At 64.3% G+C, this 21,730-nt stretch carries 20 protein-coding genes; 9 read left to right on the forward strand and 11 right to left on the reverse strand.

The window, feature by feature from the left end; genetic code table 11:
* Positions 1-6: 6 nt before the first annotated feature.
* From VFW93_RS18165 to VFW93_RS18175, 3 genes are all read left to right on the forward strand, one after another.
* Positions 7-1,032, forward strand: coding sequence for a GNAT family N-acetyltransferase (locus VFW93_RS18165; RefSeq protein ID WP_329695360.1), 1,026 nt, complete (start codon positions 7-9; stop codon positions 1,030-1,032).
* The gene (locus tag VFW93_RS18170; RefSeq protein ID WP_329695361.1) at positions 1,013-1,867 is read left to right on the forward strand and encodes a hypothetical protein; all 855 of its coding nucleotides are present in this window, start codon (positions 1,013-1,015) and stop codon (positions 1,865-1,867) included. Before VFW93_RS18165 ends, VFW93_RS18170 begins: the two co-directional genes overlap by 20 nt.
* Before the next feature lie 61 nt (positions 1,868-1,928).
* Positions 1,929-2,927 (forward strand): tyrosine recombinase XerC, encoded by a 999-nt coding sequence (locus VFW93_RS18175; RefSeq protein WP_329695362.1) that lies wholly within the window; start codon positions 1,929-1,931, stop codon positions 2,925-2,927.
* 4 nt (positions 2,928-2,931) lie between these two features.
* Here the strand turns inward: VFW93_RS18175 and VFW93_RS18180 are convergent, their stop codons facing one another.
* Positions 2,932-4,596: a PAS domain-containing sensor histidine kinase gene (locus VFW93_RS18180; protein ID WP_329695363.1), complete on the reverse strand. Its 1,665-nt coding sequence runs from the start codon at positions 4,594-4,596 to the stop codon at positions 2,932-2,934.
* A 228-nt stretch (positions 4,597-4,824) separates the two neighbouring features.
* Between VFW93_RS18180 and VFW93_RS18185 the strand changes: the two genes are divergently transcribed.
* The 4 genes from VFW93_RS18185 (at position 4,825) to VFW93_RS18200 (ending at position 10,255) form a co-directional block, all read left to right on the forward strand.
* Positions 4,825-6,027, forward strand: a complete 1,203-nt coding sequence (locus VFW93_RS18185) for a class I SAM-dependent rRNA methyltransferase (RefSeq protein WP_329695364.1) — start codon at positions 4,825-4,827, stop codon at positions 6,025-6,027.
* A 109-nt stretch (positions 6,028-6,136) separates the two neighbouring features.
* Positions 6,137-7,225 (forward strand): AraC family transcriptional regulator, encoded by a 1,089-nt coding sequence (locus VFW93_RS18190; protein WP_329695365.1) that lies wholly within the window; start codon positions 6,137-6,139, stop codon positions 7,223-7,225.
* Between the two features lie 120 nt (positions 7,226-7,345).
* A complete protein-coding gene (locus tag VFW93_RS18195; RefSeq protein ID WP_329695366.1) occupies positions 7,346-8,173 on the forward strand; it encodes an HDOD domain-containing protein in 828 nt (275 codons plus the stop codon).
* 186 nt (positions 8,174-8,359) lie between these two features.
* Entirely contained in the window at positions 8,360-10,255 is a 1,896-nt protein-coding gene (locus VFW93_RS18200) for an ATP-binding protein (RefSeq protein WP_329695367.1), read from the forward strand.
* Positions 10,256-10,265: 10 nt separating this feature from the next.
* On the opposite strand, the gene VFW93_RS18205 is transcribed toward VFW93_RS18200, so the two are convergent.
* The 10 genes from VFW93_RS18205 to VFW93_RS18250 all read right to left on the reverse strand — a co-directional run bounded on the left by VFW93_RS18205 (position 10,266) and on the right by VFW93_RS18250 (position 19,131).
* The gene (locus VFW93_RS18205; protein WP_329695368.1) at positions 10,266-10,949 is read right to left on the reverse strand and encodes an aspartate/glutamate racemase family protein; all 684 of its coding nucleotides are present in this window, start codon (positions 10,947-10,949) and stop codon (positions 10,266-10,268) included.
* 16 nt (positions 10,950-10,965) lie between these two features.
* The gene (locus tag VFW93_RS18210) at positions 10,966-11,760 is read right to left on the reverse strand and encodes a GntR family transcriptional regulator (RefSeq protein WP_329695369.1); all 795 of its coding nucleotides are present in this window, start codon (positions 11,758-11,760) and stop codon (positions 10,966-10,968) included.
* 9 nt (positions 11,761-11,769) lie between these two features.
* The gene (locus VFW93_RS18215) at positions 11,770-12,648 is read right to left on the reverse strand and encodes an ABC transporter permease (protein ID WP_329695370.1); all 879 of its coding nucleotides are present in this window, start codon (positions 12,646-12,648) and stop codon (positions 11,770-11,772) included.
* Between the two features lies 1 nt (position 12,649).
* The gene (locus VFW93_RS18220; RefSeq protein ID WP_329695371.1) at positions 12,650-13,528 is read right to left on the reverse strand and encodes an ABC transporter permease; all 879 of its coding nucleotides are present in this window, start codon (positions 13,526-13,528) and stop codon (positions 12,650-12,652) included.
* Between the two features lie 38 nt (positions 13,529-13,566).
* Positions 13,567-14,610, reverse strand: a complete 1,044-nt coding sequence (locus VFW93_RS18225; RefSeq protein ID WP_329695372.1) for a porin — start codon at positions 14,608-14,610, stop codon at positions 13,567-13,569.
* A gap of 45 nt (positions 14,611-14,655) precedes the next feature.
* On the reverse strand, positions 14,656-15,984 hold the full coding sequence (locus tag VFW93_RS18230; protein ID WP_329695373.1) for a PotD/PotF family extracellular solute-binding protein: 1,329 nt from the start codon (positions 15,982-15,984) through the stop codon (positions 14,656-14,658).
* 74 nt (positions 15,985-16,058) lie between these two features.
* A complete protein-coding gene (locus tag VFW93_RS18235; protein WP_329695374.1) occupies positions 16,059-17,117 on the reverse strand; it encodes an ABC transporter ATP-binding protein in 1,059 nt (352 codons plus the stop codon).
* Positions 17,118-17,322: 205 nt separating this feature from the next.
* Entirely contained in the window at positions 17,323-17,901 is a 579-nt protein-coding gene (locus VFW93_RS18240) for a YceI family protein (protein ID WP_329695375.1), read from the reverse strand.
* Between the two features lie 57 nt (positions 17,902-17,958).
* Positions 17,959-18,555 (reverse strand): YceI family protein, encoded by a 597-nt coding sequence (locus VFW93_RS18245; protein ID WP_414639727.1) that lies wholly within the window; start codon positions 18,553-18,555, stop codon positions 17,959-17,961.
* Positions 18,556-18,567: 12 nt separating this feature from the next.
* Entirely contained in the window at positions 18,568-19,131 is a 564-nt protein-coding gene (locus tag VFW93_RS18250; RefSeq protein WP_329695376.1) for a cytochrome b, read from the reverse strand.
* Between the two features lie 201 nt (positions 19,132-19,332).
* On the opposite strand from VFW93_RS18250, the gene VFW93_RS18255 reads away from it, so the two are divergent.
* Together VFW93_RS18255 and VFW93_RS18260 are read left to right on the forward strand one after the other, a co-directional pair.
* On the forward strand, positions 19,333-20,520 hold the full coding sequence (locus tag VFW93_RS18255) for a GGDEF domain-containing protein (RefSeq protein WP_329695377.1): 1,188 nt from the start codon (positions 19,333-19,335) through the stop codon (positions 20,518-20,520).
* Positions 20,517-21,668, forward strand: a complete 1,152-nt coding sequence (locus VFW93_RS18260) for a GGDEF domain-containing protein (protein ID WP_329695378.1) — start codon at positions 20,517-20,519, stop codon at positions 21,666-21,668. The genes VFW93_RS18255 and VFW93_RS18260 overlap by 4 nt, the downstream gene beginning before the upstream one ends.
* The last annotated feature ends 62 nt before the right edge of the window (positions 21,669-21,730 follow it).

Consider the following 21,730-nt stretch of genomic DNA (forward strand, 5'->3'; position numbering starts at 1 on the left):
GCCCCGATGGCCCATCAAGGTCGGCGGCTGCCCACGCAGCATGCGACCTGGCTGGACAGCGCCTGGCGCTGCCTGACCCCGCCGGAGCGCCAGGCCCCAGGTCAAGCCGGCTTGCCCGCCCTGGCTTACAGTGCGCCACGCCCCTGGCGCCTGACCCTGCCCGGCGCGTTCGAGACCCGCGAGCCCATGGACCTGAGCTGGGACAGCGCGCCCGAACTGGCCGACATGGCCCAGGCGCTGGCCCGGCAATCCCGCGCCGTGTGCCTGCCTCGCGTGCCGGCCGATTCGCCCAGCGTGACGGCCCTCAGGCAGGCCTTTGCCGGACGCGGCATGACGCTGATCCGCCCGGCCATCGGTTCACCGTATATCGACCTGGACGCCAGCTGGGCCGACCCACGCCAGAAGTTCAACGCCGGCCGGCGCTCCGACTTCCGCCGGGCCGAACGCCACGCCGAGAAACTCGGCGGCCTGCGCTTCGAGATCCACAGCCAGACCACCGCAGCCCAACTCGACCACCTGCTGGACGAAGCCTACGCGGTGGAAGCCCGCAGCTGGAAAGGCCAGGCCGGCACCGCCTTGGCGCTGGACCCGCAGCTCGGCCCTTTTCACCGGGCCCATGCCCATGCCGCCATGCAGGCGGGCCTGCTGCGCCTGGCCTTCATGCGCGTGGGCGGCCAGGCCGTGGGCATGCAGATCGCGCTGGAGTGGGACCACAGCATCTGGCTGCTCAAGATCGGCTACGACGCGGCCTTTTCACCCTGCAGCCCCGGCAATCTGCTGATGATGCACACCATCGCCGACGCCGCACAGCGCGGCCTGAAGGCCTACGAGTTCCTGGGCAGCCCGGCCCCCTGGACTGCGTTCTGGACGACGAGCTTGCGCGACTACGTCAACATCCGCTTCTTCCCCTGGCGCCTGCGCGGCCAGCTTGCCCTGGCTCAAGATATGTCACAGGCGATGCACGCACGGCTCGCCAGGCGCCGGCAACCCGGGCATGATGCAGCGCATGGTGATGCTCAGGAAGTTACGTGACCTCATCCAGTCTGCGGCCACCCCTTTGCTGAGGGCGGCCAGCCGCGCCTACGTGCCGGGCCCTCATCTGGACGACGCCCTGACACTGGCACGGCAACTCGAAGCACAAGGCCTGCGCGCCACGATCGGCTACTTCAACAGCGATGACGACGCGCCCGACCTCATTGCCGGCCATGACCTGGCCGCCATCGACGCCGCCACCACGCTGAAGCACCCCGCCTACGTGTCCATCAAGGCACCGCCCATGCTGTACGACCTCAACCGGATCGGCATGCTCGCGCGGCTGGCACGGCAACACGGGCAATGGCTGCACTTCGATTCACATGGCCCCGAAACCGCCGCCCCCACCCTGCGCCTCATGGAGGCCTTGCGCGACGAGCACCCCAGGTTGGGCCTGACCATACCCGGCAGATGGGTGCGCAGCGTGCGTGATGCCGAATGGGCCATCGCTCACGGTGTGCGGGTGCGCGTGGTCAAAGGCCAATGGGCTTGCCCAGACAAGCCGAACATGGACCAGAGCGCGGGCTTCATGGCCGTGATCGATCAACTGGCCGGGCGCGCCGTGGAGGTTGCCGTGGCCAGCCACGATGCCCAGCTGGTGCGCCAGGCCCTGCAACGCCTGCAGCAAGCCGGCACGCCTTGCGAACTGGAGCTGCTGTGCGGCCTGCCCCGCCACGAGGTGATGGCGGTGGCGCGAGAGCTGGGTGTCCCTGTGCGCTTCTATGTGCCGTTTGGCACGGCCTGGCTGCCTTACGCGCTGGGCCAGTTGTTGCGACAGCCCCGCATGTGGGGATGGATGCTCAAGGACCTGCTGGTCAGCTATCGCCTGCGCTGACCAGCCGCGCCCGGGCGTTTCGATCAACAATGATGGGCCGCCACACCCCGCCCATCCGACCTTGAACGCGCCCGCACCGGATTCTCCCGACCGCCGTCTCGTTGATCGACACGTCGATCACCTGCGCGTGCAACGGCGCCTGGCCGAGCGCACCCTGGCCATGTACGGCGACGCCTTCAAGCGCCTGCTGGCCCTGTGCGATCAGCACCAGCTCGGCTTGACCGACGTGCGCCCTCACCATGTGCGTGGCTGGACGGCCAGGTTGCATGGCCAAGGCCTGGGGCCGCGCAGCATCGCCATCACGCTGGCTGGCTGGCGCGGCCTGTTCAAGTGGCTGGGCCGCGAAGGCGTGGTGCAGGTCAACCCGGTGGATGGCATCAAGCCACCCAAGGCCGCCAAGCCCCTGCCCAAGGCCCTGTCGGTGGACCACGCCGTGGCACTGGCCGATCACCAGCCCGAGGCCGATGACAACGCGGCCTCACCCGCCGCCCAGACGCGCCGGGACCACGAGGCGCCCTGGCTGCACGCACGTGACCACGCCATGATCGAGCTGCTCTACAGCAGCGGCCTGCGCAGCGCCGAACTGCTGGGGCTGGACGTGACGGCCAGCAACGAGGCCAAGGGCTGGATCGACATGCAGGCCGGCGAAGCCCATGTATTGGGCAAAGGCAGCAAACGTCGCATCGTGCCCGTGGGGCAGGCCGCCATGAAGGCACTGGCTGCCTGGCTGGACATGCGCGCCGCGCTCACGCCACCACAGTGCGAGGCCCTGTTCATCAGCCGCCTGGGCCGGCGCCTCACGCCCATGCAGTTGCGCAACCGGCTCAAACAGCTGGCCCAGCAGGCCGGCCTGCCCACACATGTGCACCCCCACATGCTGCGCCACAGCTTTGCCAGCCACCTGCTGCAATCGAGCAGCGATCTGCGGGCCGTGCAGGAGCTGCTGGGCCACGCCCACATCAGCACCACGCAGGTCTATACCAAGCTGGATTTCCAGCATCTGGCCAAGGTGTATGACGCGGCGCACCCACGCGCCAGACGCCAGCGCGACAAGCCCTGATCGATCAGGCGGCGGCGCGCCGCGCATGGCGGGCCATCAGGCCCATCAGCTCTTCGTACACATAGGGCTTGGTGATGTAGTCGCGCATGCCCACGTTCAGGCCGCGCACCCTGGCCTCGTCGAAGGCGTGCGCCGTCAGGCCCAACACTGGCAGACCTGGATCGATCTCTCGCACCGTGGCCGTGGCCTCGTAACCGTCCATCACCGGCATCTCGATGTCGCACAGCAGCAGGTCGAAAGCGCCGGGGCCGGCCTGCTTCACGGCATCCACCGCCTCCTGCCCGTTGTCGACCATGGTCAGGCGCACGCCCGCATTGAGCAGCAACTGCTCCATCAACAACTGGTTGACCTGGTGGTCCTCGGCCACCAGCACCCGCAGGCCGCGCAAGCCATAGGCATCCCAGGGCCCGGGTTCGGCTTCGTCGACATGGTCGGGTTCGTCGCCGACCGCTGGCAAGGGCAGGCAGACCTCGAAGCGCGCGCCTTGCCCGGGTGCGCTGTGCACGCCGATGCGGCCGCCCATCAGGTCCACCAGGCGCTTGCAGATGGACAGACCCAGGCCCGTGCCACCGGCCCGGCGCGTGGAGCTGCCGTCGCCCTGCACAAAGGGATCGAACAGGCGGGCCATCAAGGCCGCATCCATGCCCACGCCAGTGTCCTGCACGACCAGATGCAGGCCCTCGCGGTCTGCACTGACCGCCAGTTGCACCTCACCACGCTCGGTGAATTTGACGGCATTGGTCAACAGGTTGATGAGGATCTGCCCGACGCGCAGGGCATCGGCACGCCAATGCTCGGGCACGTCGGCCATGCGCGCGACATCGAGCTTCAGGCCTTTGAGCCTGGCCTGTTCACGCACCAGATCCAGCGCCTGCTCGATGCAATGGCTCAGGCTCATCTCGCCGATCTGCAGGTCGAGCTTGCCCGCTTCGATCTTCGAGAAATCCAGGATGTCGTTGATCAGGCCCAGCAGATGCTGCCCGGCTTGCAGGATGTGCTTGAAGTGGCCCGCGGCCTCGTGCGCATCAAAGCGCAATGCGCCGATCTGCGCAAAGCCCAGCACGGCGTTAAGCGGTGTGCGGATCTCGTGGCTCATGCTCGCCAGGAACTCGCTCTTGGCCTTGCTGGCCTGCTCGGCCGCAGCCTTGGCCTCCTTGAGCTCGGTGATGTCCATGGCCATCACCACAAAGCCACGCACGCGGCCATCGACCACGTCCGGCGTGTAGCTGACCTGGGCGATCAGGCCCTGGCGTTCGTGGTGCTCGCCTGAGATCTCGCGGCCACTCAAGGCGGCCTCCACAAAGGGCAAGGTGCGCTGATAGCCTTCGAGCGACAACAGATCGCTCATGTGGCGGCCGATCAGCTGGTGGGCCTTGTGCCCCCAATGGGCCTGCAAGCGTCGGTTGCAATAGCGCAGGATGAGCTGGGCGTCCCAATAGGCCACGGCCCCGGGCATGCTGTCGAGGATGGTCTCGAATCGCTGCTCGGCCGGGCGTGCCTGCAGCAGGCCTTCCAGTCGTGCGTTCTCGGCCTGCTGCGCCTTCAACTGGCCGCGCAAGGCCAGCACTTCGGCGATCAAGGCCACCTGGTCGACCGATGACGGGCTCGTGTGCGTCTCGCCGGGTTCGGCGACATCCACTTTCAACGCAGGCAAAGCCCCCAGCGACATACCCATCCTCATGTTGGGCCGACACAGGAACGGTCAGCATCACACACATTTCGTCACAACTACAAGATACACCGCCGCTGTCGCGCCTGCCTGCCGCCTCAGTGAAATCCTGCCCCACCGGTCGCGGGGGGCCAAGCGCGGCCTCGCGTGGTCTGGTCATGCGAGGCCGACAAGGCGGACAATGTCGCCCTCGACCAAAAACACATTGCGGCCAGAAAGAGAAGAAGCATGAAAGTCATCACCCTGCGCGAAGGCAAAGAGCGCTCCCTGTTGCGTCGTCATCCCTGGGTCTTCCAGGGCAGCATCGCCAAGGGCGGTGGAGACGCCGGCGAAACCGTTCGCGTGCAGGCGCACGATGGCCAGTTCCTGGCCTGGGCGGCTTTCAGCCCCAGTTCCCAGATCCGCGTGCGCGCCTGGAGCTTTGACGAGGCCGAACGCATTGACGCCGCTTTCTTCCAGCGCCGCATCCAGGAAGCCGTGGCCTTGCGTCAGCGACTGGCCATCGATTCCGACGGCATCCGCCTGATCCACGGCGAAGCCGATGGCCTGCCCGGCCTGATCGTGGACCAGTACGGCGACCTGCTGAGCGCCCAGTTCCTGAGCGCCGGCATGGAGCGCTGGAAGGACGTGATTGCCGACGCCCTGGTGGCCATCACCGGCTGCCCTTATCTGTACGAACGTTCGGACTCCGGTGTGCGCAATCTGGAAGGCCTGGAGCCGGTCAAGGGCTGGTTGCGCCATCCGGAAACGACCGATGGGGCGCGCCGCTCGACCGAAGTCACCATCCACGAAAACGGCTGGAAGCTGACCCTGGACGTGGCCGAGGGCCACAAGACCGGCTACTACCTGGACCAGCGCGACAACCGCGGCCTGTTCGCCAGGCTGGTCAGGCAGTTCAAGTGCAAGACAGTTCTGAACTGCTACAGCTACACCGGCGGCTTCAGCGTGGCGGCACTCGAAGGCGGCGCCACCGACGTGACCAGCGTGGACTCCTCGGGCCCCGCCCTGGCCCGCGCCAGCGCCCACGTGACGCTCAATGGCTACGAAGCGAGCGCTCACACCGCCCTGGACGCCGACGTGAACGGCAGCCTGCGCCAGTTCATCAAGGAGGGCCGCACCTTCGACGCCATCGTGCTGGACCCGCCCAAGTTCGCACCCAGCGCCGCCCATGCGGACCGCGCTTCGCGCGCCTACAAGGACATCAACCGCCTGGCCTTCAAGCTGCTCAACCCGGGTGGCCTGCTGTTGACTTTTTCGTGCTCGGGCGGCATCGGCGGTGAGCTGTTCCACAAGATCGTGGCGGGTGCCGGCATGGACGCTGGTGTGGATGGCTACCTGCTCAAACGCCTGGAAGCCACCCCTGATCACCCCACCACGATCACCTTCCCTGAAGGCGAATACCTCAAGGGATTGGTGATTGTCCGAAAATGATATCCCTAGTTTGAAAAAATGTCATGGTAGATGACAGATTTGAGGACACACATGTAACCCAGACCGACATAATGCTTTGTCAAATCGCGCGGGGAGCGTGGAACACATCATGAGCGTCAAAGCATCTGCCAAATCCATCTGGGACTTCCGGCGAGGCATTGCCACAGCCCGGGTCCTGTCCCAACTCGGTTCTGATCATGGCGTGAGCATGGACAACATGCTGCGTCATACCGGCATCACCCGCGCCCTGCTGGACGACCCCAAAGGCGAGATCGAAGCCCATCAGGAAGTCCAGCTCATCCGCAACCTGATCAACGCCCTGCCCCACATCCCCACCCTGGGTCTGCAGGCCGGCTCCCGCTATCACGTCACCACCTACGGGCTGTGGGGCTACGCGGTGATGAGCTCCCCGACCCTGGGCTCGGGCATCAGCATGGCCTCGCGCATGCTGAATCTGACCTTCTCGTTGACCATCAACGACATCGAGCAAGTCGGCGACCTGATCCAGTCCTCCTTCCACAGCGACCACCTGCCCCCGGACGTGCGCCAGTTCATCCTGGACCGCGACCGCGCCGCCGTGATCACCCTGCAGCGCGAAATCCTGGGCCATCCCCTGCCCTTCCGCGCCATCCACATGCGCCGCCCCGAGCCCTCGCCCGAGATGGTGGAGGCCTATACCAATCTGTTTGGCATCCGCCCGCTGTTCAGCCAGGCCCGCGACTGCGCCCTGTTCGACACCTCGCTGATGCACGAGCGCCTGCCCCAGGCCGACCCGCACACGGCCGCCCTGTGCGAACAGATGTGCCGCAAGCTCGTGGACGCCCGCAAGACACGCACCGGCGTGGCTGCGGCCGTGCGCGACCGCCTGATGCGCACCCCCGGCCACATCCCCGACATGGAAGAGATCGCGGCCGAGATGAAGATCACCTCGCGCACGCTGCGCCGCCACCTCACGGCCGAAGGCGCCACCTTCCGCGCCTTGCTGGAAGAGGTGCGCTCCACCCTCGCGGAAGAGCTCATGGCCTCGGCCAGCCTGACACACGGTGAAATCGCCGAGCGCCTGGGCTATGCGGATGTGACGACCTTCATCGAAGCCTTCCGCCGCTGGAAGGGCATGCCGCCCAGCGAGTTCCGCCGCACCAACGGTCTGACCTCGCAGGCTTCACGCATCCCCCGTCGCCGATTCGTGACGCGCTGAATGCCGCGGTGAAATTTCACGGGAAAAGGCCGGAAAGCCTCGCCTAAACAAGGCACTTCCGCTTTTCCCACGAGGCGCAAAAGCCTAGACTGATCTCGCACCATAGGATGAGAGTCAGTCATGAGCATCGCCCCCCAGCTTCGCAACCTCAACATCGACCTGCCGGCCTGCCCCAGCACGCTGGTCAAACTGTCCTTGCTGATGGCAGAAGAGGACAGCTCGATCGACCAGCTCGCTGCGTTGATCGAAACCGACATGGCCTTGTCCTCGGCCGTGGTCCGCACCGTGAACTCGGCCCTGTTCGGCCTGCTCAAACGCGTCGAGACCGTGCACGAGGGCATCCGCTATCTGGGCATGGCCCAGGTGGCCGGCCTTACCTATGAAATCGGCCTGCGTGGCGCCTTCCCGCCCAGCCCGCTGCTGCAAAAGATCTGGGACCGCGCCGGCATCCGTGGCCTGGCCATGGGCCGCATCGCCCGCCAGCTCGACGTCGACCCCTGGCAGGCTCACACCGCAGGCCTGTTTGCCGAAACGGGCCGTGCCGTGCTGTATGCCTACGACCGCCAGCGCTACCAGGAGCTCAACGAACAAAGCGACGAGTCCCTGCTGTGCGCAGCCGAAATCGAAGCCTTCGGCGTGAGCCATTCGGCCCTGGGTGCCGCGCTGTGCCAGTCATGGGGTCTGCACCGCGATGTGTCCGACAGCGTGCGTGCACGCCCCAACTCGCCCGAGCAATGGCCACAGGAGCGCCCTGCCGTGCAGAAGCTGCTGACCATCGGCGCCGCCGTGGATGCACTGCTGCTCAACCCCACCAGTGGCAGCAACCCCGATGAAGTCTGGCACGAACTGGAGCCTGTCGCTCACCAGGTCGGCCTGCACTTCCAGGCCTTCCAGCTGGCCACCATGCGCGTTTGCGAACGGCTGAACATTCCTCAAAACGAGGCTTGAGCCCCAGGCAACACGTTTCGTTACACCAACCATTTGGCTGGCGGATTGACAGACCTCGCGCCTTAACTTCAACATCAGACCCCATATTCATGTGTGCTTGGCCAGGCCTCGGTAGAAACCGAGGCCTTTGTTTTAGGCCGCGAACCACCACTCAAGTCCCGTGCAACAGGCGACGATATAAGCCGAATGCGTTTCAACTGCCACGCCCTGATGCTGCCCGATCCTGATCGGGCGCGCGTCTCGCCAGACGATCCGGAATTGGCCCGACTGATCCGGGCCGAGCGGATCCGCATGCTGTTTGCCGCCACCTTGCCGGTGGCGATATTCAGCGCGCTGTTCGCCTTGGCGCTGAGCCTGGTCGTGGCGGCACAGGTCGGCCGAGAGAAAGCCATGATCTGGGCGGGTCTGAGTGTGCTGATTGCCGTGCTGCGGGTGATTCACCTGAGCACCTATGTCGGGTCGCGCAACCGCGCCAGCGTTTACTGGCTCAAGAGCCTCAACCTGGCTTGCGGGGTGCATGGCCTCATCTGGGGCCTGGCCGGCGTGTTCATGCCGGTGCAGGACCTGATCACCACGGTGGTGGTGGTCGCCACGCTGGTGGGCGCCTGCTGTGTGTGCTCCTTCACGCTGCAGGCCGACATCAAGCCCAATGCCCTGATGAACGTCCCCATCCTGCTGCCGGCTGCACTGATGCTGTTCACACGTCAGGACGCCTACGGCACGTTTGGCGGCTTCGGGCTGCTGGCGCTGCTCGGGCTGATGATGTTCGAAAGCCGGCGCAGCGAGCGTCGCATCACCGAGCTGCTCTGGCTGCGCTTCACCACGGACCGCATCGCCCGTGAAAGGGCCGAGGCGCTCAAGCTCGCGCAACGCCACAGCGCCGTCAAGGACCAGTTCCTGGCCACCATGAGCCACGAGATGCGCACACCGCTGCACGGCATCCTCGGCCTGGCCAGGCTGGTTCACAACCGCCTGCCGGCCAAGCCAGGCGTGCTGGCCGACTCCCGACAGCAGATCGAGCTGATCGAACGCACGGGCGAGCACCTGCTGGGCATCATCAACGACGTGCTGGACTTCTCCCGCATCGAAGCCGGCAAGCTGCAGATCAGCACCTCGTCCTTCGAGCTGCTGGGCGTCATCCACGACGTGCTGTCGGTGCTGAAGATCACCGCCACGGAAAAGGGCCTGAAGCTGCGCACGACACTGGACTTGCCCGCGCCATGCTGGGTCAAGGGTGACGCAGCCAGGCTGCGCCAGGTGTTGCACAACCTGGTGGGCAACGCCATCAAGTTCACCGACAGCGGCGAGGTGCGGGTGACCGTGTCGCGCCAGGAAAGCGGCCTCGTCCGGTTCGAGATTGAAGACACGGGCGTGGGCATCTCCCCGCAGCACCTGCCGCTGATTTTCGAAGCCTTCCACCAGGTGGACGGCAGCTTCGGTCGCAAGCACAAGGGCACCGGCCTGGGCCTGACCATCTCACGCGAGATCGCGCGCGCCATGGGTGGCGACATCGTGTGCGCGAGCGCGCTCGACAAAGGCTCGACCTTCACCATGACCGTGCCGCTGCCCGCCACGCAGGTGGAGAAGGTCGACCTGGACCTCAGCGACCAGCAGGCCGCTGAAATCGGCCCGCAGGCACCACCGGCCATCGCCGCGGCCGCCAACAAGGGCGGCCATGTGCTGCTGGCCGAAGACAACCCGGTCAACGCCATCGTGGCCGAGGCCACCCTGGCCAACCTGGGCGTGCAGGTCACGAGGGTTGAAAACGGGCTGGAGGCATTGGCCGAGCTGGAACGCGCCGACCACCCTTATGACGTGGTCCTGATGGACTGCCAGATGCCCGAGCTCGATGGCATCGAGGCCACGCGCCGGCTGCGCACCTGGGAACACAACCACGGTCGCCCACCCGTGCCCGTGGTGGCCCTGACGGCCAACGCCATGAACAGCGACCGCGAACGCTGCCTGGCCGCGGGCATGAACGAACACCTGGCCAAGCCCTTCAGGCAGGACGAGTTGCGCACGGTGCTGCTGCGCCATCTGCGAGCCCAGCGGCCGCAAGACACCGCATCTGCACCCTTGTGAGTACGGGTGCTCAGAGCACCCGCTGCAACCACCTGGCGCCGGCTTCCACACTGTCGATGAGTGGCACGTCGGGGCTGTCAGCCTGCATCTGTGCGGCCCAACCGGCCAGGGCCGCACCGCCCACGATCACGCTGGCCAGGGGCTTGTCAGGCGACTGCGCACGATCATCTTCCAGCAGGGCCTGACAGGCCCGCGTCAACAAAGGCCGCCCCACCGCTGGCTGAGCCGACAACATGCCGCCGCTGGCGTCCACCGTGCGAACCGCGCGCAGGTGGTCGTGGCCGCCCAGTCGCATGCCTCTAGCCAGGCGCTCCAGCATGGGACCCCAGGCCGCACCACCGGTCACGATGCCAAAGGGCCCGAGCTCGTCAGCTTCGCGCATGGCGGCCTCGGCCAGGCCCATCACGGGTACACGGTCCATTTCGCGCAGGGCCCACACGCCAGGGTCGCCAAAGCAGGCCACCAGCACCGCATCCGGGCGGCCGTACAAGGCCAGATGGGCCTGCCAGATGTCCACCACGGCATGCGCGGCCACGACATAGCTGCGCTCGGAGGCGATGTAGTCATCACCGAAAGAAGCGGTGGCCCCATGCAGCCGCAAACCGGGAACCAATTGCATGGCGTCTATCTGCGCTACCAGTTGAGAAGTCAGGGCCAGACGGGTATTGGGGTTGATCAGCAAGACATCCGGCATGGCGCGCGCCCTCCCCTCAAACGTCCCAGCTCGCCCAGGGATCCGAACCTGAGGCAGCTGGCTGGTTGAAGCACAAGCCCGCTTCGATGTGCGAGAGGTGGGTCGTCATGATGTCCACCGCCTCGTCAACCGGCTTCTTGCCTTTCACGGCGGCCTTCAGGGCCGTCAGCAACTGGCGGTGCTCGTCACACCGGCAGGCCTGAACCCAACGCACGGGTGAAGCGCCCAGTGCTGGCGGCCGATGCCGCTCGACGGGCGCGTAACTCATGAGGATCAGGCTGGTTCTCGACACGAGCTTGCGCAGGAAAGCTTCGAAAGTGCGATGGCCGGCGGCCTGAGCCAGCAAGAGATGGAACTGCCCGGAATGCCGCAGGGCCATGGCGTGATCACCCGCCTGGCGTGCGGCCTCCTCAGCCTCGATGCAAGCGGCCAGCGCCTTGAGATCGGCAGGCCTGGCCCGTTCGATGAAGCGCCTGACCAGCACCGCCTCGATGACGCTGCGCGCCTCGAACACCTCGCGGGACTCTTCCACGCTGGGCTCGGCGATGCTGGCCCCCTTGTTGGGCAGGATGGTGACCACCTGCTCCTGCGCCAGCCTGATCAGCACCTGGCGGATGCGCGTGCGCGACACACCGAAGACCTGCCCCAGCTTGTCCTCGACGAGCTTGGTGCCGGGCAGCAAGCGCTGGTCCACGATGGCCTCGATGATCTTGCGGTGGATGTCCTCATCGGACAGGGTCGCCGATGTGGTGCGCTCCACCGCATCCGAGGTGCTGGAAAGCTGGTCTGGCGTGTTGGACTTGTTTGGCATAGGGAACGATCAGGAGGCGGCCTGGCGCGCCTGGGCACGGCGGCGCATCAGGCCAGCCGCGCTCAAGGCGCAGAGGATCACGAACAGGGACACCAGGGTGGTCATGCTGCCCAGAGCATAGATCGCCGGCGTGGTGACGGTGGTGGTCAGGCCCTGGAGTTCAAGCGGCAGGGTGTTGACGTCGCCAATGGCCTGAGACGACCGGGCGATCTCATCCCAGCTCAAGGTGAAACCGAACATGCCCACACCCACCAGCGAGGGGCCAATCAAGGGCAGCACGACATGGCGCAAGGTCTGCCAGGGCGTGGCGCCCAGATCGCGTGCGGCTTCTTCATAAGCCGGGTTGAAGCGGTTGAACACCGCAAACATGATCAGCATGCCAAAGGGCAGCGTCCAGGTCAGGTGGGCGCCCAGCCCTGAGGTGTACAGGCCCATGAGGGTGGTATAGCTCTCCAGCGTTGCAGTGAAGCCCCCTGCCTCCAGCAAGCCTTTGATGAAGGTGTCGAACAAACGGAACTGCAGGCCGATGCCCAGCGAGATGATGATGGACGGCATGATGAGGCTGGCCACCGAGCTGTAGAACAGCACGCTGCTGCCCTTGAAGCCTTTGCGAAAGGCCAGGCCCGCCATCAGCGAGAACAGCACGGTCAACATCATCACGACCAGCCCCAGGCCCAGCGAGCGCTGAATGGCGGCGCCGATGTCCACCACGCCAAGCCCCTTGAACAGCTCGTGGTACCAGTGCAGCGACGCCCCCCGCATGGGAAAGGTCAGCCCCCCCTGCGGCCCTTGAAAACTCAGCACGAAGATGGTGATGACCGGGCCGTACAGAAACAGCACATACAGCGCAAAGACCAGGGCCAATGGCCAGAAGCCACGCTTGTTCATCTCACAGCTCCTTGCGCAGGTCAACCAGCCGGTTGAGCGCCACGATGATCAACAACACCACGCCCAACAGCACCACGGCATTGGCTGCGGCCAGCGGGAACTGCAGGTAGGAGGTCTGCACCTGGATGGTCTTGCCCACGGAGGCAATCTGCTGGCCGCCCATCACACCCACGGTGACGAAGTCCCCCATCACCAGCGTGATCACGAAGATCGAGCCGATCAGGATGCCGGTACGACACAGGGGCACGATCACGTTCCACAGGGTCTGCCAGGCATTGGCACCACAGTCGTTGGCGGCCTCCAGCAGGGATCGGTCAATCTTCATCATCGAGTTGAAGATGGGCACCATCATGAAGGTGGTGTTGAGGTGCACGAAGGCCAGCACCACCGAGAAATCCGAGTACAGCAGCCACTCCAGCGGCTGCCTGATCAGGCCCAGATCCAGCAAGGTCTGGTTGATCCAGCCATGTCGGCCCAGCAGCGGGATCCACGAGATCATGCGGATCACATTGGAGGTCCAGAACGGGATGGTCATGATCGTGAACAGCACGGTCTGTGCGCCCAGGCTGGGCACATGAAAGGCCACGAAGTAAGACAAGGTGAAGCCCAGCACCAGCGTGATGGCCCACACGATGCCGCAGAACTTCAAGGTCGACAGATAGGTCTTGAAGGTGGTGCACAGCTCGCCGCTTTCACCACCACCAAAACAACCACTGAACAAGGACACGTAGTTGTCGAGCGTGAAGCCCGGCTCCAGCGTGTACTCGTTTTGCGGCCAGAAGCTCACCGCCACGATCAGCAACAGCGGCATCGCGAAGAACAGCGTGAAGACCGCGCCCATGGGCATGGCCTGTATCCAGGAGGGCAAGGCTTTCTTCATGACTGCTCCGTCGCGATGCTGGCTGATGTCGGTGTGGCTCAGAACGAGTGCGTGATACCGGCGGTCACGATGGTCTGCTTCTGCCCAGCTTCACCAGCAAAGCCCTGGCCTTCGGTGATGAAGGCAAAGTTGGCAGCACCCGAGTTCTTCAGGTAGATGAGGTTGAAGTTCAAGGCGGTGCGCTTGGACAAGGCATAGCTGGCGCGGCCACGCACGAAGTAGGTGTCATCGGGGCTGTCGGTGACATCCTTCTTGACGTAGTCCAGCGACGTGGTGAGGGCGGCGTTCACGGGCACATCCACACCCAGGTCGATCAGCTTGGCCTTGAAGGGCGTGCCGTACCTGACATCGGCTGTGGCCAGGGCAACACGCCCCTTGGCCGCACCGAAGTCATAGCTGGCCCCCACGGCGTACATGGTGTTGCCATCCGTGCCCCCGCTGGGGTTCTTCTCGGAGAAGGCGACCACACCCACGCCCAGGGGGCCGGCGCTGTAGTTGCCCGCCAGCTGGAACTTCTGGCCTGCGGACTTCATGCCGGCCCTCTCGCCCGCGCTGTAGTAGGCCGCACCTTCAAAGCCACCGACATTGGGCGAGGTGTACTTGATGGCGTTGTCGTAGTAGTCGCTCAGGGCGTAGAAGCCGCTCATCAGGAAAGGCGCGTAGTAGCCACACACGATGTAGCTGCACATGTAGTCATCCGACACGTTCCACTGATGGCCCAGCTTGACCGTACCCATGCTGCCGCTGACGCCCACCCAGGCATTGCGGTTCCAGAAGGCATTGCGTGCCGACCCGGTATCGGGGTTGACGGAGGACTCCAGGTCAAACAGCACCTTGAGGCCACCGCCCAGGTCTTCACCACCCTTGATGCCGATGCGCGAGTTGACGATGGCGTTGTCATCGATCTTGACGACCGAGCCACTGGTGCTGCCGTTGTAGACATGCGATGCCGAGATGACATCCAGACCCAGCGCGCCATACAGCGTGGTCTGCAATTGGGCGTGTGCGCTGCCGGCCATGCCGAGCAAGGCAGCCAGGGAAACGGCAGACAGCCGCAACGAAGAAGGGAAAGAGGTGTTCATGACAATACTCCGATCAAAACTGAAGCTCGTTGGGGGGATCCACCATCAAGCGGCGACGAATTCATTCCACTTGCTCACCATGTAGGTGTTCTCGTCCATGATCGCGTTCCAGCAAGCGATGCCACCCATGCGGGTTTCGTAGCTGCCGCCATCGCGCACTTCGCCCTTCCTGGCCAGTACGTCGCCCTTGGGCGACTTGATGTCCTGTGACGCAGGCTTGCCCTCCATCCAGTAAGCCCATTCATAGGCTTCCATCCTGGCTTTGGCGGTATCCAGCACGGCGCTGTAATAACCCTGGCGGTTGAGGTAGGCACCGGCCCAGCCATCGAGGAACCAGTTGATGAACTCGTAGGTGGCATCGAGCTTCTTGCCCGATGAGGTGGCGGGCACGCCGAAGCCGGCCGCCCAGGCGCGGTAGCCTTCCTTCAAGGGCTGGAAGGTGCAGGCGATGCCCTTGGTGCGCACCGCGGTCACGGCTGGCGACCACATCGACTGGATCACCACTTCGCCCGAGGCCATCAGGTTGACCGACTCGTTGAAGTCTTTCCACAGGCTGCGGAACTGTCCCGCCTTCTTGGCCTCAATCAGGGTCTTGATCGTCAGGTCGATCTCCTTTTTGGTCATGTTGCCCTTGTCAGGGTACTTGTACAGGCCCATGGCCTCCACCACCATGGCCGCGTCCATGATGCCGATCGAGGGGATGTTGAGGATGGCGGCCTTGCCCTTGAATTCGGGATTGAGCAGCTCGGCCCACGAAGAGATCGGGCGCTTGATCAGATCAGGCCGGATGCCCAATGTGTCGGCGTTGTAGACCGTGGGGATCAGGGTCATGAACTGCGTGGCGCCCTTGGCGAAGGTCTTGCTTTTTTCACCTTCGAGGTACATCACCTTCTTGGGCGCGGTGCCCTGGTCGCCCACCTTCTTGCCGGCCACTTCGCCCTTGGTGAACAGCGAGGTGATCTTGTCGGCGTTCTTGATCCGCTTGACGTCAATGCCCTTGAGGTTGCCCGTGGGGATGATCTTCTTGAGCGAGAAGTACTCGGTGTCGATCAGGTCGAAGCTGTTGGGCGCGGTCACCGCACGCTTGGTCACGTCATCGGTCGTGACGGGGATGTACTGGATCTTGATGCCGGTGTCGGCCTCGAACTTGTCGGCAATCGTCTTGTCCTGGTTCACGGCGGTGCCCAGGTAGCGCAGCGTGATCTTCTCGTCAGCGCGCACAAACGGCGCATGGCCGCTTGCCAGGATGCCGGTGGCACCCAGCAGGCCGGACTTGAGGATGGTGCGACGCGACAGGCCATCCGCGTTCACGGTGGTGCCGTCATCGGCCTGATGGCCGGCCGTCAAAGAGCTGTCTTCAGGAAGCTGTGACATGGGTATCTCCAGATAAGAACAGTGGGGGTGCGAGGGGAACGAGGGAAAGGACATGCGGGCACGAAGCCCGGCCATCAGGCGGCGAGGCGATGCTCGTCTTGCGGACACCAGAACACGCGGGCGGTGTCGCCGACGGACCAGGGGGACGCGTCGAACACGGCTTCGCTCAGCATCACGTTGAGCTCGCCGTCATCAGGCAAGGCACTGCAGGCCAGCGTGATCAGCACATAGGTGCCCTGGTACTCGACGCCGGTGACCGTGGCCGTGAGGCCGCCAGCAGCATCGACAGGCACGTGTTCGCGGCTCAGTTCGGTCTTGTCGATGCGCACGGCGAGCTGGCCGCCTTCATGCGGGATCACGTTGTGGCCGCCGATGAAGCGCGCCACGAACTCGGTGCGCGGGGCATTGAAGACTTCGTGGGGATTGCCTTCCTGTTCGATGCGGCCGGCGTTCATCACCACCACCTGATCGGCCAACGCCATGGCCTCTTCCTGCGAGTGCGTAACGTGGATGAAGGTCATGCCCAGGCTCTTTTGCCAGGCCTTGAGTTCGGCGCGCATCTTGATGCGCAGGAAAGGATCGAGCGCAGACAGGGGCTCGTCCAGCAGGAGCACGCGCGGTTCGGTGATCAGGGCACGCGCGAGCGCCACACGTTGCTGCTGCCCACCCGACATCTCCGCCGGCTTGCGCTCGGCCAGGTGCGCCAGCGACACACGCTGCAGCAGGTCCATCGCCTTGTCGGTGCGGGTGGCCTTGTCCACACCGCGCATCTTGAGGCTGAAGGCCACGTTGTCCACGGCGCTGAGGTGCGGGAACAAGGCATAGCTCTGGAACATCATGGCCGTGCCGCGAGCCGAAGCCGGCAAGTAGGTGATGTTGCGGCCACCCAGCACGATGTCGCCTGCGCTCACCTCTTCGTGGCCCGCAATCATGCGCAAGGTGGAGGTCTTGCCACAGCCGGAGGGCCCCAGCAGACAGCAATAGGCGCCAGCCTTGATCGTCAGGCCGATGTGGTCCACCGCCATGGGCGCCCGCACACCGGTGCCATACCGCTTGACCAACTGGTGCAGTTCCAGGTCAGCCTGGCCGGCCATCGTGGCCGCTCGCTGCGCCTGCAAGGACATCACGCTCATGCTTCACCTCCATCTGGCCTGCGCCAACGGAGGTTTCATATCGCAAAGCGTGTGCCAGCTCAAAACGCGCGTTTTTGAACTGAAATGGCGCACTGAAGGGGCGCCTCCCTAGGAGACTGCACCAGATTGCATACAAAACATGGTGCAGATTGCATACAAAAAGTGCGTGCACACCCGGATGGCGTGCACGCACGGCATGCCTGGCTTACTGCTTGATCGCTTCCAGCGAGATCGTGATGGTCACGTCGTCACCCACCAGCGGGGCGTACTTGCCGGCATTGAACTCGGTGCGCTTGATCTGTGTGCTGGCGTTGGCACCGATGGCGTCCTTCTTGGCCATGGGGTGTTCCATGTTGGCGAAGTGGCTCACCTTCAGGGTCACGGGCTTGGTGATGCCCTTGATGGTCAGGTTGCCTTCGATGGTGGCGGGCTTGTCGCCTTCAAACACGACCTTGGTCGACTTGAAGGTGGCGGTCGGGAACTTCTCGGTATCGAGGAAATCGGCGCCCTGGATGTGGCCGTTGAACAGGGTGGAGCCGGTGTCCACGGACTTCATGTCGATGGTGACGTCCACAGAACCGGTCCTGGCGGCCTTGTCGTACACAACGGTGCCGCTGGTCTTGCTGAACTTGCTGATCTGCGTCGACAGGCCCATGTGGCTGTACGAGAAGTTGGCATACGTGTGGTTGGGCTCGACACCATAGGTCTCGGGCGCGGCAAAGGCCGAGGTGGCGAAGGCGAAGGCCAGCGAGGTGGCGGCAAACAGTCGGGTCACTTGTTTCATGGATGAGCTCCTGTAGGGATCAGTGGGGCGGGTGGGAGAAAAGAAAAGGTGGATGGCTTACAGCGCAGGCACGCCTTGCAGCACGAGCTTGAACTTCACTTGCACGTCGTTGGCCACGATGGAGGTGTCGGCCCATTCACCGTCCCCCACCTTGAAGTCCAGGCGCTTGAGGGTGAAGCCCCCCGTGGCCGTGCTCAGGCCACCGGCCTGGCTCAACTGCATGGGCACGACCAGATCGCGGGCATTGCCCTTGATGGCCAACTTGCCGGCCACTTCAAAACGTCCGGCGCCCAGTGCCTTGATGGCCGAGGACTGGAACGTGGCTTTGGGGAACTTGACCGTGTTGAACCAGTCCGGCTTGACCAGCTCGGCATTGGCGTCGGCATTGACCGCCACGCTGCCCAGGTCCACCGTGAAGGCGATCTTGCTGGTCTGCGGTGACTTGGGATCGAAGGCGGCCTGGGCCGAAAAAGTCTTGAACTTGCCGTCCAGCGGCACGCCCAGCTGTCTGGCCACGAAGCTGACCTCGCTTTGGGCGGGCACCAGGGCCTGCTCCGCCGCCAAGGCGGGCTGGGCAACAACCAGGCCTGCGAATGCCATGGCACCCAACAGGAACGAAGCAGACGAGCGAATCAACGGTGCAGACATGGTCATGCCCTTTCTCAATCAACGGCCGGGACGCATGCGGTCCAACAAGCCATCCTTGTCGATGAACTGATGTTTGAGTGCGGCAGCCACGTGCAGGCCAACCAGCCCCATGAGCGCGAACGCCGCCGCACCGTGTGCTTCTTCCAGCACCTCGGCCAGCTCCTTGTTGGGGGCGACCAGATCGGGCAGAGGCAGCACGCCAAACCACACGATGGGATAGCCCTTGGCCGAGCTGTAGGCCCATCCCAGCAGTGGCACCACGAAGAACAGCAGGTACATCAGGTGATGGGTACCGTGGTAGGCGGTGCGTTGCCAGCCGGGCATGGCCTGCTCGATCGCACCGGGCAAGGCAGGAGGACGGTGCGTGATGCGCCACACCAGGCGCAGGGCCGACAAGGCCAGGATGCCCACCCCGGCCCACTTGTGCCAGTTGATGAGCTTGATCTTGCTGGGGCTCAGCGGCATGTCTTCCACAGTCAGGCCGACCACAAAGGCGGTGATGATGGCCAGCGCCAGCACCCAGTGCAGAAGGATGGCCACGGTGCCATAACGCTGGATGGGGGTGTTTTGTCCGGTTTTCATTGCTTTTAGCTCCTGCCGCATTGCGCAATAGTGAAATGGTGGCTGAACTGTGCACCAAGGTGGATGAAGCCGCTTGATGCATCAGTTCAAAAAATTCGAACGATGGCCTGGCCGCAGATTCAGGCCATGGGTTGAATCACGACAAATCCCTCAAGGTCTGAGGGCATACGCCGAAAGCCCCACTGATGCCGTGACACAAACATGTACGCACCCTTCATTTCCCGCCTCAACGACCTGCTGTTGACCACAGACCGCAAACAGCGCCTGCGCATCACGCGCTCGCTGATGGCGGCCAATGTGTTCATCGCGTGCTGCTTCCTGCAGGTCTATGCGTGGTGGGTGGGCTACATGGAGATGGAAGACGTCAAGCGGCTCAGCGGCGTCATCCTGGTCAACATCGTGGTCTGGTACCTCGTGCTGCGCACGGGCCTGAACCTGCGCTTCGATGACCCGGCCATGACCCTGCCGCAGATCCTGTCGGCGCTGACCATCATCGTCGGGGCCTACTCGGTCACGGGGCCGGTGCACGGCTCGACCATGATGCTGCTGGCGCTCGTGCTGGTGTTCGGCATCTTCAACATGAAGCAAAAAGGCGCGATCATCGCGGGCGGCTACACGGTGGTGCTGATGGGCATCGCCATCCTGATCAAGATCCGCACGGATCCGCTGAACTACCCCTTCAAGCTGGAAATCGCCCACTTTGTGCTGACGGCGGCCATCGTGCCCACCATCTCGGGGCTGGCAGCGCAACTCAGCAGCATGCGCGCCAAACTGCAGGCGCAAAAGGACGAACTGGCCAATGCGCTGGTGCGCATCCAGGTGCTGGCCACACGCGACGAACTCACCGGCCTGTTCAACCGCCGCCACATGATCGAAGTACTGGGGCAGCATCGCAAGCGCCTGGAGCGCTCCGGCTACCACCGCTTCTGCCTGGCCCTGCTGGACATCGACCACTTCAAGCGCATCAACGACACCTACGGCCATTCGGTGGGTGACGAAGTCCTGCGCAACTTCGCGAAAGTGGTGCAAAGCGGCCTGCGCGATACCGATGTGCTGGCCCGCTGGGGCGGCGAAGAATTCCTGGTGTTGCTCAATGACACCTCCCCCGAGTTGGCCAATGTGGGGCTGGAGCGCGCACGCATGCTGCTCGCCGACGCCACGCTGGTGCCCTCCCTGCCGGATCTGAAGCCGACGTTTTCGGCTGGCCTGACCGCCTACAACATGGCGGAAGCCCTGGATGTCTGCATTGAACGTGCGGACCGGGCGCTGTATAAGGCCAAGGATGGGGGGAGAAATTGCACGGTCATCAGAATGAGCGCGACTTCTGGCGAAGTCACGGACAAAAAAGCATCGCCCAGCTCGCTCGAGGCGAGCGAGTTGCCAAAATGAGCAAGTTCGGCGACGTCATCTTCGGCCAGGATCCCAAGCTGCGTGCACGCGTCACGATGACGCTGCTGGCGGTGTACGGCTATGCGGCCAGCACCGCCATCCTGCTCTACCTGGTCAACGCCAACATGGTGCCCGCCCGGTCGGCCATTCCGCTGGTGGTGTTCATGTGGACGGGCGTGCCCATCTTCTACCTGCTGGTCCGCACCGGCTTGTCCACCCGCATGGGCAGCCCCGGCATGGACTTGCCTCAGTGCCTTTTTGCCATGGCCTCCATCCTGATCGCCTACGTGATCGTGGGGCCCATGCGCAATGCCGTGCTGCTGTTGATCGCGCTGGTGATGGTGTTCAGCATGATCACCCTGACACCCCGGCAGGTGCGCATCATGGGCGTGAGCACGCTGTGCTGCCTGGGCCTGGCCATGGCCTGGCTGATCACGCACGAGCCCGAACGCGTGGATGCCCGCATCGAGATCATGAAGTTCGTGCTGGCCGCCAGCACCCTGCCCGTTCTGTCTGCCGTGGCCACCCATGTGGCCAAGCTGCGCACGCGCCTGATGGAGCAGAAACAGGAGCTGCGTCATGCCCTGTCCATGTTGCACGAAGTGGCCACGCGCGATGAGCTCACCGGCCTGCACAACCGTCGCCACATGATGCAATTGATGGAACAGCAGGTGAAGCGCCAGCAACGCAGCGGCGAAGGCTTCTGCCTGGCCCTGATCGATCTGGACCACTTCAAGCAGGTCAATGATCATTTCGGACACCAGACCGGCGACATGGTGCTCAAGGCCTTTGCCGACGCCGTTGGCAAGGAGTTGCGCCAGACCGACGTGCTGGCGCGCTGGGGCGGCGAGGAATTCCTGCTGATGCTCACCGCGCCCGACCCCGGGCTGCAAGGCGCTCAGGCATCGCTGGCGCGGTTCCAGGCGGCCTTGCGTCAGGTGGTGGTCGGCAACGGCATCCGCGTCACGTTCTCGGCCGGGCTGACCGAACATCCCATCGGCGAGCCTCTGCACGAAACGCTGGAGCGGGCCGACCGCGGGCTCTACGCGGCCAAGGCCAACGGCCGCAATCGGGTCGAACTGGTGTGGTCCGGACAAGACCAAAGTCACACGAACAACCCGCCGCTGGCCCGGGACGATCAAGTGTGAGACAGTTGGGCCATTGAGCCGAAACCACACCACCGTCGGCCCAATGTAGTGGCGATGCGGTG

This window comes from Aquabacterium sp. (genome assembly GCF_036279675.1).
In the GTDB taxonomy this organism is placed as follows: domain Bacteria; phylum Pseudomonadota; class Gammaproteobacteria; order Burkholderiales; family Burkholderiaceae_C; genus Aquabacterium.

What these genes read in the sequence shown, in the direction of transcription:
- VFW93_RS18250 (WP_329695376.1), bottom strand. Translation starts at nt 19,131, where the DNA reads ATGAAAACCGGACAAAACACCCCCATCCAGCGTTATGGCACCGTGGCC.
- VFW93_RS18195 (WP_329695366.1), top strand. Translation starts at nt 7,346, where the DNA reads ATGAGCATCGCCCCCCAGCTTCGCAACCTCAACATCGACCTGCCGGCC.
- VFW93_RS18165 (WP_329695360.1), top strand. Translation starts at nt 7, where the DNA reads ATGGCCCATCAAGGTCGGCGGCTGCCCACGCAGCATGCGACCTGGCTG.
- VFW93_RS18220 (WP_329695371.1), bottom strand. Translation starts at nt 13,528, where the DNA reads ATGAAGAAAGCCTTGCCCTCCTGGATACAGGCCATGCCCATGGGCGCG.
- VFW93_RS18255 (WP_329695377.1), top strand. Translation starts at nt 19,333, where the DNA reads ATGTACGCACCCTTCATTTCCCGCCTCAACGACCTGCTGTTGACCACA.
- VFW93_RS18190 (WP_329695365.1), top strand. Translation starts at nt 6,137, where the DNA reads ATGAGCGTCAAAGCATCTGCCAAATCCATCTGGGACTTCCGGCGAGGC.
- VFW93_RS18230 (WP_329695373.1), bottom strand. Translation starts at nt 15,984, where the DNA reads ATGTCACAGCTTCCTGAAGACAGCTCTTTGACGGCCGGCCATCAGGCC.
- VFW93_RS18245 (WP_414639727.1), bottom strand. Translation starts at nt 18,555, where the DNA reads ATGACCATGTCTGCACCGTTGATTCGCTCGTCTGCTTCGTTCCTGTTG.
- VFW93_RS18205 (WP_329695368.1), bottom strand. Translation starts at nt 10,949, where the DNA reads ATGCCGGATGTCTTGCTGATCAACCCCAATACCCGTCTGGCCCTGACT.
- VFW93_RS18200 (WP_329695367.1), top strand. Translation starts at nt 8,360, where the DNA reads ATGCGTTTCAACTGCCACGCCCTGATGCTGCCCGATCCTGATCGGGCG.
- VFW93_RS18260 (WP_329695378.1), top strand. Translation starts at nt 20,517, where the DNA reads ATGAGCAAGTTCGGCGACGTCATCTTCGGCCAGGATCCCAAGCTGCGT.
- VFW93_RS18180 (WP_329695363.1), bottom strand. Translation starts at nt 4,596, where the DNA reads ATGTCGCTGGGGGCTTTGCCTGCGTTGAAAGTGGATGTCGCCGAACCC.
- VFW93_RS18185 (WP_329695364.1), top strand. Translation starts at nt 4,825, where the DNA reads ATGAAAGTCATCACCCTGCGCGAAGGCAAAGAGCGCTCCCTGTTGCGT.
- VFW93_RS18215 (WP_329695370.1), bottom strand. Translation starts at nt 12,648, where the DNA reads ATGAACAAGCGTGGCTTCTGGCCATTGGCCCTGGTCTTTGCGCTGTAT.
- VFW93_RS18235 (WP_329695374.1), bottom strand. Translation starts at nt 17,117, where the DNA reads ATGAGCGTGATGTCCTTGCAGGCGCAGCGAGCGGCCACGATGGCCGGC.
- VFW93_RS18210 (WP_329695369.1), bottom strand. Translation starts at nt 11,760, where the DNA reads ATGCCAAACAAGTCCAACACGCCAGACCAGCTTTCCAGCACCTCGGAT.
- VFW93_RS18225 (WP_329695372.1), bottom strand. Translation starts at nt 14,610, where the DNA reads ATGAACACCTCTTTCCCTTCTTCGTTGCGGCTGTCTGCCGTTTCCCTG.
- VFW93_RS18240 (WP_329695375.1), bottom strand. Translation starts at nt 17,901, where the DNA reads ATGAAACAAGTGACCCGACTGTTTGCCGCCACCTCGCTGGCCTTCGCC.
- VFW93_RS18170 (WP_329695361.1), top strand. Translation starts at nt 1,013, where the DNA reads ATGCTCAGGAAGTTACGTGACCTCATCCAGTCTGCGGCCACCCCTTTG.